This is a genomic window from Aquimarina sp. MMG016 (assembly GCF_018100805.1).
Lineage (GTDB): Bacteria > Bacteroidota > Bacteroidia > Flavobacteriales > Flavobacteriaceae > Aquimarina.
This window is the reverse complement of the sequence record NZ_JAGJEA010000012.1, coordinates 47277-62911: the sequence shown is the minus strand read 5'-3', so window position 1 is coordinate 62911 and position 15635 is coordinate 47277. Positions and strand designations below refer to the sequence as shown.

Genomic DNA, 15635 nt, shown 5'->3' with positions numbered 1-15635 from the left:
TCAAAAAAGCATTGGAATGAAACGTATTATTGTAGATGTCGAAAAAGACAAGCTACCTTTTGTCCTGGAACTATTAGAGCAATTCGATTTTGTGTCTGTGTTATCAGATGCTGATGAAGAAAACCGTGGTATGTATGACTCTATTGTTTCTTTGCAGAAGGGAGTTGGAATTCCCAGAGTGGAATCCTTAGACTAAAAAGACCTTTTAATTTAGGCTCATCACATATTTTTTTGGAGTAGTGCCATATTTCTTTTTAAATGCGGCTATGAAATGACTTGCCGTACTGTAGCCTACTTTTAAACCTACTTCATTTACATTATGAGTTCCTGAAGCTAGCAACTGTCGGGCGACTTCCATTTTGTAATCGAACAAGAAGGCATATACCGGTTCTCCATAAATTTGCTTAAAACCATCCTTAAGCTTTTTGAGCGGCAAACCTATTTCTCCTGATAATTCTTGCAGAGTGGGAGGTTCGGCCATTCTATTAATAATGATCTCTTTTGCCTTTTTAATTTTTAGTACGTTCTCTTCATCTACTAAAAATGGACATTGTTCAATATCAGCGTCTTCGGGTCTGTTAAAATAAAGACTCAAGAGCTCATAGGCTTTGCCCTTAAAATATAATAACTTAATAGATGGATGAAGACTATAATTCATAATTTGATTTAGCACTACTGCCATTGATGGAGAAATGCTTCCATCTGTATAATATTTTTTATCACGATTGCCTTCGCCTAAGAAAGGAATGTAATCTGCTTCTTTAGAAAAAAGTGAATGAAATTTTTTTATAGAAATTAGAATAGTAATCAACCAGGAATCTCTTTCCATCTCCAGATTCATAGGCAGATCGCGCTGAGGATTGTACAGGAGTAGTGAATTTTCTTCAGAAAGATTTAGCGCGTAACTTCCATTGTTGAAATTAAACTTTACAGCACCTTTGATGCAGTAATGAAACTGAATGTAGCTACTGTTTATTTCTCTGACAACTCGTTGATTATCATTGGTTTCGTTTTGAAATTTTAGGATAAAAAAACCATCTTCAATTTGGGTTTCTTCTAAAATCCCTGGAGCGTTATTTTTTAATTCAATTTCCATAGGTTGTAAATTATTTATTTAGAATTAATCTAAACTATCGCTAAAAGAACCTTTCATATGGTTACAAAAATAGGGCTTTTCAATTATTTTAGTGTAAATAATGTCTTAAACAACGGTTTTCGATATTTAAAATTCTTCTGGCGTTATTTTTTAACCCTTAGGAAGAATATTTTTGTGACGGAAAAATATAGAATTGATTGAATGGAGCCTCACCTACGAGCAAAAGGAACAAATTTTTACACTATTGGACTTAGCTATAAAAAAGCTGATGCAGCGATCAGAGGACATTTTAGTGTCAGTGATGAAGCTAGAGAGGCAATACTAAAAGAAGCTAAGGAAGATGGTGTTGAAGCATTGTTAGTTACATCTACTTGTAATAGAACTGAACTTCATGGTTTTGCGCAACACCCATTTCAGTTAATCAAACTACTTTGTGAACATACCCACGGAACTGTAGAAGAGTTCGAGAAAGTAGCTTATGTACACAAAAATAGTAAAGCAGTAGCACATTTATTTAGAGTTGGAACTGGTTTGGATAGTCAAATCCTGGGAGATTTTGAAATCATTAGCCAGTTAAAAACCAGTTTTAAAGCCTCAAAAAAAATAGAAATTACTAATCCTTTCTTAGAAAGATTGGTAAATGCAGTGATTCAGGCAAGTAAACGAATTAAAAACGAAACAGAAATTTCTTCTGGAGCTACCTCAGTTTCATTCGCTTCAGTTCAATATATCCTCAGAAATGTGAAAAACATTTCTGATAAGAATATTCTACTTTTTGGAACTGGAAAAATTGGGCGGAATACTTGTGAAAACTTAGTAAAGCATACAAAGAATGATCATATTGTTTTAATTAATCGTACCAAAGATAAAGCAGAAAGAATAGCTGGTAAATTCAATTTAGTTGTAAAGGACTATGCTAATATTCAATCAGAGATCAAAGAATCCGATATCCTTATTGTTGCTACAGGAGCTCAAAACCCTACTATTTCTAAACAATTGATTCATTCTGAGAAACCATTGTTGATTTTGGATCTTTCGATACCAAAAAATGTATCTGATGATGTTACTGAATTGTCAAATGTAACTTTAATACACCTTGATCATTTGTCTAAAATGACCGATGATACTTTAGAACGAAGAAAGCAATATATTCCTCAGGCTGAAGGCATTATAGAAGAAGTGAAGTTGGAGTTTGATAGTTGGTTAGAAACTCGAAAGTTTGCTCCAACCATAAAGGCACTAAAGAAAAAATTAACTACGTTAAAAGAAGCTGAGATTAATTTGCAACGCAAAAAATATACTGATTTTGATGAGGAGCAAGCAGATATAATTAGTAGTCGAATCATTCAGAAAATCACCAATCATTTTGCCAACCATCTTAAAGATGAAGAAACTTCTGCAGATGAAAGCATAGAATTGATTCAAAAAGTCTTTCAATTACAAAACAAATAGTCTTGGCTAAAACAATTCGCATAGGCACAAGAGATAGTGAGTTAGCACTTTGGCAAGCTAATACAGTAAAAAAACAGCTCGAAGACCTTGGATACAAAACTGAATTAGTTCCAGTAAAATCTACTGGAGATTTAGTTTTGGATAAACCTTTATATGAGTTAGGAATCACCGGAATTTTTACTAAGACTTTGGATATTGCCATGTTAAATGGAGATGTCGATATTGCTGTGCATTCTATGAAAGATGTTCCCACTGCATTACCAAAAGGAATTGTAGAAGCAGCCGTTTTAGAGAGAGCAGATGTACAGGATATTCTGGTTCATAAAGGATTAGATTTTTTAAAGACTGAAGGGACTATTGCTACCGGAAGCTTACGTCGAAAGGCACAGTGGTTACATAAATACCCAAATCATAAGGTGGTAGATTTACGCGGAAATGTAAATACCCGAATGCAAAAACTTACTGATAGTGATTGGAACGGAGCTATTTTTGCTGCTGCTGGTCTAGAACGAATTAATCTAAAACCAGAAAACTTTATAAATCTGGATTGGATGATTCCTGCTCCAGCGCAAGGAGCAATGTTAGTAGTTGCGATGGAAGAAGATAAGTATTGTATAGAAGCATTAGCAAAGTTAAACAATGAAAAATCTGAGATATGCGTACATATCGAAAGAGAATTTCTAAGAGAGCTCGAAGGAGGTTGCACTGCACCAATTGGAGCTTTGGCTAAGATAGAAGAAGATACTATACATTTCACGGGAGCATTATTTAGCCTTGACGGAAAACATAAAGTTGAGGTTCATAAAAAGATAAAAGTAAAGGATAGCATAGGTTTTGGTAGGCAATATGCTCAGGAAGTGTTAGATAATGGGGGTAAGGAATTGATGGAGGAGATAAAGGCTAGTCTGAAATAAATTGAGTTCTGGATCAACCATATTATCCACAAAAAAACTCACAGTAGCTCAAAAAGAGTTATTACTCAATTCAGGGATCGGATTTGTAGAGTTTGATGCCATTCAGATTGAATTTTTAGAGGTAACAAATGAAAAGGAAGTTGAGAATGCAATTTTCACAAGTAAGAATGCAGTAAAAGCTATTAAAAATTCTGGAATGAACATTTCAAATTGCTTTTGTGTTGGTGCTAACACCAAAAATTTTTTAGAAGAAAATGGTCAAAAAGTCTTAGAAACTGCTCAAAATGCTTCAGATTTAGCTGAAATTATAGTGGAAAATTATAAAAATGAGTCTTTTCTGTTTTTCTGTGGAAATTTAAGAAGAGATGAATTACCTGGTCTTTTGAAGCTAAATAATGTTCAGCTAAAAGAACAAATTGTGTATAACACATATTTAAGTTCCAAGAAATTTGATCGAGTTTTTGATGGTATTTTGTTTTTTAGCCCTTCAGAAGTTCAGAGTTATGTTGAAGAAAATCAGATTGGAGATAGTATTGCTTTTTGTATCGGAAACACAACAGCTTCTGAAGTAAAAAAATATACTAGAAATATAGTAATAGCAAACAAACCTACTGTAGAAAACGTAATTGTTCAAGTAGTGAAAACACTTGGTTACCCTCTTGAAAGGGGTTAGAGGAGTGTTTTAAAACAATAGTAAACCAAAAAGCCCTAAAATAAGTTCAGGAAAACATTAAGATATGATAAAAAACGACCTATTTCTTAAAGCTTTAAAAGGAGAAACCGTAGAGCGTCCACCGGTTTGGATGATGCGTCAGGCAGGTAGATATTTACCTGAATTTATGGCGCTAAAGAAAAAGTATGATTTCTTTACCCGTTGCAGAACTCCTGAATTGGCATCAGAAATCACAGTACAGCCTATTGATATTATTGGACCAGATGCTGCAATTCTGTTCAGTGATATTTTGGTGATTCCGCAGGCTATGAATATCGAAGTAGAGATGAAAGATGGGATTGGACCTTGGTTGCCAAATCCAATTCGATCCTTAAAAGATGTGGAACAAGTTGTTGTTCCAGATGTTTATGAAGAACTTGGGTATGTTATGGATGCCATCAAACTGACTAAAGAAAAGCTAGATAATCGTGTTCCTCTAATCGGTTTTGCTGGTTCTCCTTGGACCATCTTGTGTTATGCAGTACAAGGGCAAGGCTCCAAGAATTTTGACAAGGCCAAAGAATTATGTTTTGCACATCCAGAAGCAGCTCATCAATTATTACAAAAAATCACAGATACAACTATTGCTTATCTTAAGGCAAAGGTTGCTACAGGAGTAAATGCAGTACAAGTGTTTGATAGTTGGGGAGGAATGTTGTCGCCTGTAGATTATCAGGAATTCTCCTGGAAATATATTCAGCAGATTGTTGATGCGTTAAAAGATGAAACCGAAGTAATCGTTTTTGGAAAAGGATGTTGGTTTGCTCTACAAGAAATGTCAAAATCTGGGGCTTCTGCATTAGGAGTAGATTGGACGTGTTCTGCAAGAAATGCCCGTTATCTAACGGGTGGAGATATCACTTTACAGGGTAATTTTGATCCATCGAGATTATTATCACCACCAGCTGAGATCAAGAAGATGGTAAAACAGATGATCGATGAATTTGGCAAAGATAGATATATAGCCAATTTAGGTCATGGGATCTTACCAAATATCCCTGTAGAGAACGCTAGAGCATTTGTGGATGCAGTTAAAGAGTATCAGGCATAATAATGAGGATTTGGAGTGTTCTAAAGAAACTAAGCCTACAAGAGCTGTTCTTGCTAGCTGTCTTAATGCTCCGAAAACCATTACTTATTTTTCCTACACTTAAGGCCACAAAACTTACTATGAGCGTTTGTGACAATCTTTATGGAAAAGCTCATCACGCTAATGGAAAGGAAAATGCTTTTAGGCATGCGTTATGGAATCTTTTAATTTGCCAAAAAGTCTTCAAAATCACCAAGAATGTAGAAAAATCTATTGCCTGGGCGCAAAAAGTAACCGATTTACACGAAAAACTAGCTCCTAACCCTCCATTGGAGGAAGCTATGGATTTGCATAATAATGTGTTGGGGAGAAACTATTTCATTTCTATACAATATGTTTCAGAGGAAGAAACGATTGCATTTTTGATAAAAAAAATAGAAGAAGCTCAATCTGTTTCTACCATTGGGGAGATAGACAAACATAAAAATGTTTTGGTTTATCTTTTAGAATAAATAAATTGAAACAAAATTCTACAGATTACTACTAATTAGAAGGAAACAATCAATCTTTTATTTTAAGGAAGGTAAAAATCATTACTTATGTTTAAAAACATCATCAACGGAGTCAAAGCATATTTTGGAACTTTTAAGTTAATCTCAAAACTCGGATTATGGAAATATTTTTCTATTCCTATTTTGATTAGTGTGCTTACAGGGCTAAGTTTTGTAGGGATGGTCTATTTCTTTTCAGATAACTTAGGGGGATTTATTGCAAAAGCCTGGGTTTGGGAGTGGGGGTCAGAAACTTTTACAACGATCAGTAATATTTTAGGTGGTGCAATAATTCTTGTGATAGGTTTGGTACTGTATAAGCACATTGTGATGGCATTGTCTGCACCATTTATGAGTCCTGTTTCTGAAAAAGTTGAAGCGCATTTGTTGGGTGAAACAAACCATCAACACCGTAATACTTCATTTAGACAACAATTATCCAGAGGTATTCGTATCAATGTGAGAAACTTATTTCGAGAATTGCTTTTTATGGTACCGCTATTAATTTTTAGCTTTATTCCGGTAATAGGAATAGTATGTACCATTTTGATTTTTGTGATACAAGCCTACTATGTAGGGTTTGGTAATATGGATTACACAATGGAGCGTCATTTTAGTTATAAAGAAAGTATTCAGTTTGTTAGAAAAAATAGAGGAACAGCTATCGGTAATGGATTAGTGTTTATGTTGATGCTTTTTATTCCGATAATAGGTTTCATTATTACTTTACCTATATCAGTAGTAGCAGCTTCTACCGAAACTGTGAAAATTTTGGATAAAAATAAACTTATCGCAAATAACAGTAACGAAGAAAAACCTAAAGAAATAAGAGGATAGTTATTCTCAAAACGAAACAACCAATGAAAGATAAATTCTATCAATACATACAAGACCTTCAGGATACGATTACCTCAAAACTTGAAGAAATAGATGGTAAAGCAAAGTTTCAAGAAGATATTTGGAAACGCCCAGAAGGTGGTGGAGGAAGAACCCGGGTGATTGAGAATGGTAATGTCTTCGAAAAAGGAGGAGTAAATATTTCTGGAGTTCACGGAGCCTTGCCTAAAGCGATGCAAAGCTATTTTAAGGTCGGAGATGTAGATTTCTTTGCTTGTGGATTGTCTTTAGTGTTACATCCTGAAAATCCAATGGTACCTACTGTGCATGCCAACTGGAGATATTTTGAAATGTATGATAAACAAGGCAATATTGTAGATAGCTGGTTCGGGGGAGGTCAGGATTTGACACCCTATTACTTGTTTGAAGAAGATGCTAAGCACTTTCATCAAATTTGTAAAACATCTTGTGATAAGCACAATCCAAGTTTTTATGCAACGTATAAAAAGAAATGTGATGAATACTTCTATAATGCCCATCGCGGAGAAGCGCGAGGTATCGGAGGTTTATTTTTTGACTATTGTAAAGCCAGTGATGAGATGTCAATGGAGAATTGGTATGATTTTGTAACTGAAGTAGGAAATAGTTTTCTTGAGGCGTATGTACCGATTGTTGAACGAAGAAAAAACTTACAATATTCTGATGAACAGAGGGATTGGCAGGAAATCAGAAGGGGACGATACGTAGAATTTAACTTGGTTCACGATAAAGGAACATTATTTGGGCTTAGAACTAATGGAAGAATAGAAAGTATCTTAATGAGCCTTCCGCCCAATGTACAATGGAGGTACGATCATCATCCTAAACCGGAAAGCGAGGAAGAAAAACTGGTTAAAGTGCTAAAAAAACCAGTTGAATGGCAATAAGTTGTTTTTTTTTCCTATATTGCGTCGGTTTAAGTAGTTAACCAACAAGCCCTTAATCAACATAAATCTTAATCTATGAAAAAACTTTTACTATTAATAGTCGCAACCTTGGCTTTGACAAGTTGTGAATTTCTTCCGAAAGCAAAAACAGGATTTACTAATTACTCTAAGCATGTTATTGAGTTTAGAGATAATAAAATTGTACTTTCTGATGAATATACAAAAACTACCCCGGAAGAATTTACCCAAAGATTAGATTCACTTAATGATGAACTAAAATTTAAAAAACTTGCTTTGGCAGAATTAGAAAGAGTTCAGTCTAAAAAAGTTGATTTTGAATTATTTGTTGATGATACTAACGTAGAGAACTATGTATTTATATATACTCGTGATTTTGTTCAGTTTGATGAGCATAGTGCTGCGAAGTATGTATCAAAATTAAATGGTCAATTTCTGGATGAAGCGAACAAACAGGAGATAAAATACAAAAGGATTCACGGACGATATTTCTTTACTCCGAATTCTAAAATTGTAAAGCTAAAATATCTTAAAGCACATAAAAAAGAAAGAAAGTTCGAAGCAGAATATATCGTTTCTTTAAAAACAGGAGGTATTGGTTTACACGTAAGCAACGTAGATAATGTTGATTTCGAGAAATCAATAAAACGATTGGCTTCGAAATAGTCAGTAGAATTAATTTTCTTAGGTTAGCAAACACATAATGATTTTTTATACCTTATCCTAAAAAATAGGATGGTGCAAAAGATCATTATGTGTTTGCTTTTTGTTTTTATTATGAGTGGTTGTGCTCGTAATGTAGAACCTACTGTGGAGAATATTAATAAGATATTTTCATCTCAGGACTTTACTTTTGAGTTTCATAAAACAGACGGTGCCTGTGAGTCTCTAAGCTTCAGAAATGACTACTTAGTATATAAAAGCAATAAGCCCACCATTCGTCGTGAGATTACGTATGAAGAGGTATTGCTAATTAATGATTTTATTCAAAAACTTGTTAATCTTCACTCTGGTGAATTAAATCCTGAAGTTTCACCACATTATATCATCAAAAATACAGCCTACAAAACGGTTATCACTCCGGATCAGGAAGATTTTTATTTTAAAGCATTAATTAAGACCCTAAAATTAAAATAGGGGGGCAGTTAGTTCTCTTCTGGAGCAGAGAACTCCTTGATAGCTTGATTGGGTTCTATAATATTGTATCCTTTCCAAAAATTAGGATCGTATTTGGATAAGTATGTTGCCTTTACGTTTTTATTTTCTTTACTATCATTGAATTGGGCTTCGCTGATCCTGTTAGAATCAAAAACTACAATTTCGTATTTGTTGCGTAACGTACTTACTACATCAAGATCAAGTGATAGTTCATTTTGTTTTCTTCTACCTTTAACATATTTGTTTTTTTCGATCACCTTTAATGGTCGATCAACACCTATTTTATTACCAGTGGATTTTTCTATAAATCTCAGACCATATTTACCGTCGCTTCCTTTAGTAAAAAAAGCTTTGCCCTTATAAGTTTTTTCTTCAAAACTAAATCCTAGTAGTTTTATTTTTCTAAGAGATTTTACATTCTGAAAATCAATTCGCATTACTGCAAAATCCTCTGTATTGATATATAAAGTTCCTTTAAAATCTCCACGCCATTTAGGAGAAAAATTTACTATGTATACACTGTTTTCACCAATGGATGTAAAATCTGTATGTTCGAATTCATATCGACCTGATTTTCTGATCACATCGAGTTTTGTACCTCTTTGAAAAAACAGGTCGTTAAATAAATTGGTAATATTCATCTTTCTGGACTTAAAGAAGATATTTTCTTTATCTCCATCACTCTTATTAGCATTGAGAATAGAATCTACCTGAACTTTTTGACTAAATATCCCAGACTTTATTTTTAAATAAGAATTAGGTTTTACATTGTCTTTGAATATTTTTTCTAGTTTTTTATATAAACCTTCTAATGAACCAGTATTGTTTTTATCATATAACCTAGCGCCTTTAACAACATGAAGTTTTTGCTGATCTTCGTTTCCATAAAAATCACAAAGAGCCTCAGCAAAAAATTGAGAATTTCTGGGGATTACTTGTACAATACTATCAATAAGTTTTTTGTCTAATTCTTCTATAGAGGATTCTTTAAACTTGATCTCTAGTTTATTCATGTAATTATTATTGGTTTCTCTAAAAAACAACCTCTTTTTTGTTAAATCCAAGTCATAATTTTTCTCCAAATTATCTTTGGCGTTATCAATAATTTCATCTACTGTTAGGTTTTTATTAGACACAAAAACACCACTTAATTCTATGGCTTTTGGATTTATATAGATGATACTATCTATTGTGCTTTTAATAGAGATACCTAGTTTTTCATATCCCATGGATGAGATATAAATAGAATCAGACTTAGGTGTTGTATCCTCTAAAGTGATACTAAATCTTCCTTCTTCATTAGTAATAATCCCTGTGTTTTCTGATAACTGGATGGTAGCGTATGAGACGGGTTTATTTGTTTTTTTGTCAACAACCCTGGAGCTTATGCTTTGCGCATTAATAAGAGTAGTGAAAAATAGCAGAATTAAGGCAGAAACAGCTTTTTGTAACGTCATATAATCAAATTAAAAATGCAAAACGTTATATGAATAACGGTTTTATGCATTAGATCATATTTCTAAGGTAAGACTTAAAATTTTAATACTAAGTTAAATTATGTATTTGAATTTAACTTAGTATTAAAATTCCTAAAATATAAAGCTGTTTTCTATAAGGTTTTTTAAGACTCTTCTCCTTCTAGAACTGTAAATTCTTTAATTGCGGTATTAGGTTCTATAATGTTATGTCCTTTCCAGAATTCTGGGTCGTATTTAGATAGATATTGAGGCTGTATCACTTCATTTTCTTTACTGGTTTCATATTCTCCTTCGGTTATGGATTGAGAATCAAAAACGACTAATTCATATTTGCTAATTTCTCCAGCTCCAATATCTAATGCTACGGACAATTCATTTTGTTTACGTTTTCCTTTCACATACTTATTTTTTTCAACAATTTTTAAAGGTCGATCAATCCCAAAAACATTACCTCGGGTTTTTTCTATATATTTCAGATTGTATTTGCCATCTGAACCTTTGGCGAAAATTGTTTTTCCTTTATAAAGAGTGTCATAAAAACTAATTCCCAGTAAGCTAAAGTTTCTTAGGTTTTTTACATTTTCATAATCAACTCTCATAATAGCAAAATCCTCGGTATTTATAAATAGAGTTCCCTTAAAATCTGCTCCTCTTTTAGGTTCGAAATTTATAATGTATACACTACTATCATCTATTGTAGTATAGTCTGTAACTTCAAATTTATATCTGCCGGATTTATCAATAAAATTAAGCTTAGAATCTTCTTGAAAAAATATGTTGGACAGGAGACCTTCTATTGTGGATTTTCTGTATTTATGAAAATGATTTTCTTGACTTTTATCTTTATCCTCTAGTTCTTCTTTTACTTCTGCTGCCTCAGCATTATTTTGGATAATAGAATCCACCTGAATTTTAGCACCAGGAAGCCAACCAGATTTAATCTTTAGATAAGAGTTTTGTTTTACATTCTTTTTTAGGATGTTTTCTAATCGATCAGATAAGGCATTCATAGAACCGTCATTGCTTTTATCATAAAGCTCTGCGCCTTTTACGATACCTAGTTTTTGTTTTTCGAAATTACCGTAGAAATCACATAGGGATTCGGTATAATAAGATGATTTTCTGGGGATAATGGATATGACACTATCTATGAATTCTCTATCAAACTCTTCAATGGTAGATTTTTTTAGTTTAACATTGATTTTGTTGATGTCAGTAAAGTCGGACTCTCTTAAAAATAGCTTTTTATGAGATAAATCTTTGTTGTAGTTTTGATCTAACCTCTCTTTTACATTATCCATAATCTCATCGATGGTTAGGTTCTTATTGGTAATAAAGACCCCGCTGAGTTCGATAGCTTTAGGTTCAATATAGATAATACTATCTGTTGCATTACCTAATGGTATAATTACCTTTTCATATCCCATAGAAGAGACGTATATAGAATCTGTTTTCGTAATTTTCTTATCTAGTGTAAAACTAAATTTTCCTTCTTCATTGGTAATGACTCCTTGATTTTTTGCATACTCAATAGTTGCATAGGGGATAGGTTGATTAGTTTTTTTGTCAATAATTGTGGAACTAATGGTTTGTGCAGTTATAGATGCAAAACCTAATAAAAAAGCAATAGATGTAATAGTGAATTTTTGAATATTCATGTGTTGATGATCTTATTTCTGATTGATAAAATTATGTTTACTAACATAGACGCAATTCTTATTATAATAGTTGCCTGTGAGTTTATAAAATTAAGACTGAAATGAGAAGATCTTGTTACAAGAGTAGATTTAAAAAAGAAAATCACAGTTAGAACAGCGCATTCTAACCGTGATTTTCGGAACTTAATTAACTAATTAAATTTTTATTCCAATACCGTTTTTAGGTTATCGTCAGAGTTTCTGTCGATTAATTTATTATATGGATCAATTCCTGCTTTTAGTGGCTTTTCGTTAGTGATAATTGTAAAAGTATTCTCACCGGATTTTAGCCATCTTCTTTCTAGATAGAAAGGGTTTTTAAGAGGTACTTCCTGATCATCAATAATATCTTCTCCAAAAAGGCCTACTTCGATATAATTGGTTTTGTCATCAGTGCGATCTTCTTTACCGCTATCGGTGTAGTATATCTTTTTAGAATCTACTGTAAAAGTGGTTTCATACTTACCATTATCCAATTTTTTAGTTTTGGCTTCTGTAACTCTGTTTTCATATAATACAATTTCTTTAAAACCATCTTCTACCGAATACTTTAGTGAGTCTGGAGCTACTTTATAGATAGCATCAAATAAGTTTTCTGAGGTCGGATATACTCCTTTCTCAAAGTTTTTATATTCATGTGCAAATTCTTTCAAAGCCTTATTGATTTTATCTTCTCCAATGATGTCTTGTAATTCATACATAATCATTGATCCTTTTCGATACCAAATATAACCTCCAGTTTCTACATTCATTAAAGAACGTTCAGGTTTAAAAGTAAAAGCTCTACTTCTCAGATATTCATCTAGGGAATATTTTAGGAAGTTTTTAATTCCATTTTCGCCATATTGATGCTTCATTGTCATCAATGAAGAATATTCTGCCAAAGTTTCTGAAATGATGTTTGCGCCGGAAGTTTTACTAGGAGTCACCAGATGTCCCCACCATTGATGAGCTACCTCGTGAGCGGTAACTCTAAACGCATAATTAAAGTCTTCTGCTCTGTCAAAATCTGCCGAGAATCCAAAATTTTCTGAGTAAGGAATAGTTGTTGCAAAAGATTGAGCAAAAGTAGCATAGGCCGGAAATTCTACAATTCTAATTACTGAATTAGGATATTCATAGAAATTTTTAGAACAATAGTCTAAAGCCACCTTAGTTCCGTCTATAAAATATTTTAGATTTCTTTTGTGCTTCGGAGAGTGATAGATCTCGATATCTACCTTCTTCCCGCTTGGAGCTGTCCAATTAGACTTTTCTACGTCGTATCTAGCGGAAACAACATTAAAGAAAAGATCAGTCTGCGATTCTAGTTTATAATGATAATATGCTCTATCATTTTCTTTCCATTCTTTAATCAATTTACCTGGTGCAATCGCTGTTTGGTCACTGGTGGTGCTAACTACTGCTTCAAAATTGATGTAATTGGCATCCTCATTAAACAAATTTTTCTTTAATGCTGTGGAATCCGTTCTTGGTGGAAATAAATAATCTAGCTTTTCTAAACCGTATTTTTTACGTATTCCGTTATCACTAAGGGTTCTATCATAATGAAAACTAGGAAAAATAGAACTATTAAAGAAAGAACCATTATATAATACTTGGGTTTCCATGTCATTTGAAAAACCTTTTGTCTCAGCAGTTATATTGATAATAAGTTCTGCTTTTTGTTCTGGTTGTAAGGTTTTTGGTAATTTATAGAAGTACATCCGATTGGTAGAATCCGAAATTACAGGCTTTAGTTCTGTACCATTATATTCTATTTTTTCGAATGTTGTGCCCAAAATAGGATATTGAACATTAAGTAATAAAGTGTCTATCGGAGTATCATAATTGTTAATTATCTGGAACTCTCCTTTAGCTTTTACATTTCTTTCCTCAGGGAAAACATCGATATATGCTTTTAGATCTGTTACCTGTGGATGTGCCTGATTGATAAGTCGTGAGTACTTCTTTTCAGCATCAGCCTGAACTTTATTGATATAATCTCCACTTTCAATTCTATTGACTACTTTAAGATTATAATAGCTATATCCTGCTACGGATATAAAAGCAATGACTACTACTGTAAGAGCTCCAATGGTTTTAGCATTAAACCGTTGTTTTGCAAGAAATAAACGTTCTTTTGCGGTAGAATAAAATCCTCGGGTCCAGAAAAGTTTACCAATAATCATCAGAATTGCAGTAAGTAAAATCCAATATAGACTCAACCATAGAATACCCGTAAGATAGTGGCCAAACCCATTAAGATCGCTAATAAATATTGGAGTAGTACCTCTAAAAATAAGAAGCGGATTGGTGCTCTTAAAAGCTAGGGTAACCAACAGAGGTAGCCCCAGATATAGAAGGATAACAATAAAATGCCCTAAAAACTTATTGTTCACTAATACATGAACAAAGAAAGCCATAAGTATAGTCATTACATAATTAGGAAACACTAACATAAAATTATAGGTAAAATACATCCCCAAATTATATTCAAAATGACCATTAAAGGTTTGAAATAATAACCCAATTATAATATTAACAAGCGTTAATAGAACGGCAATACCTACTAATGAAATGATTTTAGAAAAATACATGCTGGCATTGCTGATTGGCAATGCATCATAAAATACGAAGGTTTTATTCTTTCGAGTTCTATGAACCGCCTCTCCGGAGTAAATCACTAAAATGATAATAGAAAGTAGTATAATCCCTCCAGAAATATATTGAATCACTAATCTGGTAAGTGGAAGGTTAGGTGTGCCATACGTTTCATTTCCATAAAAAATAGTCATTAATGATATTGCGATACCAATAATAATTAGAATAATAAAAACGGGATCTTTAAGAACGGATAAGAATTCAATCTTGCTTAAAGATAACAGGTTTTTACGTTCTTCTTTTTTGTTAAATACTTGTGTTATAGAAGATATTAAAGATGGGGTATAAGCATCATTATTCGTTTTTTGTTTTTTTGATCCGGTAAGTAAGAATTTTTTATAATCAAACTTAAAAAGAGTAATCAAGAAAAACACTAATCCCACTCCTAACCAAAGTAGCCTATTTAATAAGAATTTACCATAAATGGGTAACTGATTAACATTGAGTTCGTTGATAGACCAATATTTTTTCACAAAACCATAGGCTTGTCCTCCAAAAGGATCTAAGTATACACTTAACCATTGATTATCAAGATCACCTAAGAAATCCTCAGCTATTCCATACATAATAAACAGACAAATACCTCCAAGGTAGATAATTGGCATTTTCTTGAAAAAAGCCATTAAAGAGAAGAATAATGAACCTACCAATAAAGCATTGATTTCTAAAAGGAAGATAAAAGGAAGAAGATAGGAAGAGAAGTTGAACATATCATATTCTCCATAATCAGGACGATCCCAAAACATTCCGATGGTAAAACCTATCATTGTTCCCAATACTATAAAAACATTAAGCATTGTGGTAATAGTGAAACTTCCAAAAAATCTACCTAATACATATGATTTTTGACTAATCGGAAATGTAAAATAAGTCTGTGCAGTTTTATGGTCCTGATCTCTAAAAATAGGCACACCCATAATGGCGGCATAAAAGAAAATAGAAATAATAGAAATTACTCCAATGACTCCTGTAATATTATCTGGACTATTTACATATTGAGCAGTAGAGGATTGCTGGACTAATGCTAGAATGACACCAATAATTAATCCTAATCCTGCATATATCCAGGTTGCAGGTCTCCCCAGACGGTATTTTAACTCAAATAAGAACATTTCTTTCATAA

Annotated in this window: 14 protein-coding genes; 10 read left to right on the top strand and 4 right to left on the bottom strand. The window is 32.9% G+C overall.

Annotated features, from left to right (window positions below; all coding sequences use genetic code 11):
* Positions 1 to 16: 16 nt before the first annotated feature.
* Positions 17 to 196, top strand: coding sequence for a hypothetical protein (locus J8M14_RS18455; RefSeq protein WP_211076305.1), 180 nt, complete (start codon positions 17 to 19; stop codon positions 194 to 196).
* 9 nt (positions 197 to 205) lie between these two features.
* Here J8M14_RS18455 and J8M14_RS18450 read toward each other — a convergent pair whose 3' ends face one another.
* Entirely contained in the window at positions 206 to 1096 is an 891-nt protein-coding gene (locus J8M14_RS18450) for a helix-turn-helix transcriptional regulator (protein WP_211076304.1), read from the bottom strand.
* A gap of 201 nt (positions 1097 to 1297) precedes the next feature.
* On the opposite strand from J8M14_RS18450, the gene hemA reads away from it, so the two are divergent.
* From hemA to J8M14_RS18405, 9 genes are all read left to right on the top strand, one after another.
* Entirely contained in the window at positions 1298 to 2548 is a 1251-nt protein-coding gene (gene hemA / locus J8M14_RS18445) for a glutamyl-tRNA reductase (protein WP_211076303.1), read from the top strand.
* A gap of 2 nt (positions 2549 to 2550) precedes the next feature.
* Complete coding sequence (gene hemC, locus J8M14_RS18440; RefSeq protein ID WP_211076302.1) at positions 2551 to 3462, top strand: hydroxymethylbilane synthase; 912 nt, start codon at positions 2551 to 2553, stop codon at positions 3460 to 3462.
* Between the two features lies 1 nt (position 3463).
* Positions 3464 to 4135, top strand: coding sequence for a uroporphyrinogen-III synthase (locus J8M14_RS18435; protein WP_211076301.1), 672 nt, complete (start codon positions 3464 to 3466; stop codon positions 4133 to 4135).
* A 64-nt stretch (positions 4136 to 4199) separates the two neighbouring features.
* The gene (hemE, locus tag J8M14_RS18430; RefSeq protein ID WP_211076300.1) at positions 4200 to 5225 is read left to right on the top strand and encodes a uroporphyrinogen decarboxylase; all 1026 of its coding nucleotides are present in this window, start codon (positions 4200 to 4202) and stop codon (positions 5223 to 5225) included.
* Positions 5226 to 5227: 2 nt separating this feature from the next.
* The gene (locus tag J8M14_RS18425) at positions 5228 to 5716 is read left to right on the top strand and encodes a hypothetical protein (protein WP_211076299.1); all 489 of its coding nucleotides are present in this window, start codon (positions 5228 to 5230) and stop codon (positions 5714 to 5716) included.
* Positions 5717 to 5803: 87 nt separating this feature from the next.
* Positions 5804 to 6592: an EI24 domain-containing protein gene (locus tag J8M14_RS18420; RefSeq protein WP_211076298.1), complete on the top strand. Its 789-nt coding sequence runs from the start codon at positions 5804 to 5806 to the stop codon at positions 6590 to 6592.
* Between the two features lie 23 nt (positions 6593 to 6615).
* Positions 6616 to 7518 carry an oxygen-dependent coproporphyrinogen oxidase gene (gene hemF / locus J8M14_RS18415; protein ID WP_211076297.1) on the top strand — a complete coding sequence of 301 codons (903 nt, stop codon included), beginning with the start codon at positions 6616 to 6618 and terminating at the stop codon, positions 7516 to 7518.
* 75 nt (positions 7519 to 7593) lie between these two features.
* Positions 7594 to 8202, top strand: a complete 609-nt coding sequence (locus tag J8M14_RS18410; RefSeq protein WP_211076296.1) for a membrane lipoprotein lipid attachment site-containing protein — start codon at positions 7594 to 7596, stop codon at positions 8200 to 8202.
* Positions 8203 to 8274: 72 nt separating this feature from the next.
* The gene (locus J8M14_RS18405; RefSeq protein WP_211076295.1) at positions 8275 to 8673 is read left to right on the top strand and encodes a hypothetical protein; all 399 of its coding nucleotides are present in this window, start codon (positions 8275 to 8277) and stop codon (positions 8671 to 8673) included.
* Between the two features lie 8 nt (positions 8674 to 8681).
* On the opposite strand, the gene J8M14_RS18400 is transcribed toward J8M14_RS18405, so the two are convergent.
* From J8M14_RS18400 to J8M14_RS18390, 3 genes are all read right to left on the bottom strand, one after another.
* Positions 8682 to 10151, bottom strand: a complete 1470-nt coding sequence (locus J8M14_RS18400) for a carboxypeptidase-like regulatory domain-containing protein (RefSeq protein WP_211076294.1) — start codon at positions 10149 to 10151, stop codon at positions 8682 to 8684.
* 164 nt (positions 10152 to 10315) lie between these two features.
* Positions 10316 to 11830, bottom strand: coding sequence for a carboxypeptidase-like regulatory domain-containing protein (locus J8M14_RS18395; protein ID WP_211076293.1), 1515 nt, complete (start codon positions 11828 to 11830; stop codon positions 10316 to 10318).
* Positions 11831 to 12033: 203 nt separating this feature from the next.
* The gene (locus J8M14_RS18390) at positions 12034 to 15633 is read right to left on the bottom strand and encodes a M1 family aminopeptidase (RefSeq protein WP_211076292.1); all 3600 of its coding nucleotides are present in this window, start codon (positions 15631 to 15633) and stop codon (positions 12034 to 12036) included.
* Between the last annotated feature and the right edge of the window lie 2 nt (positions 15634 to 15635).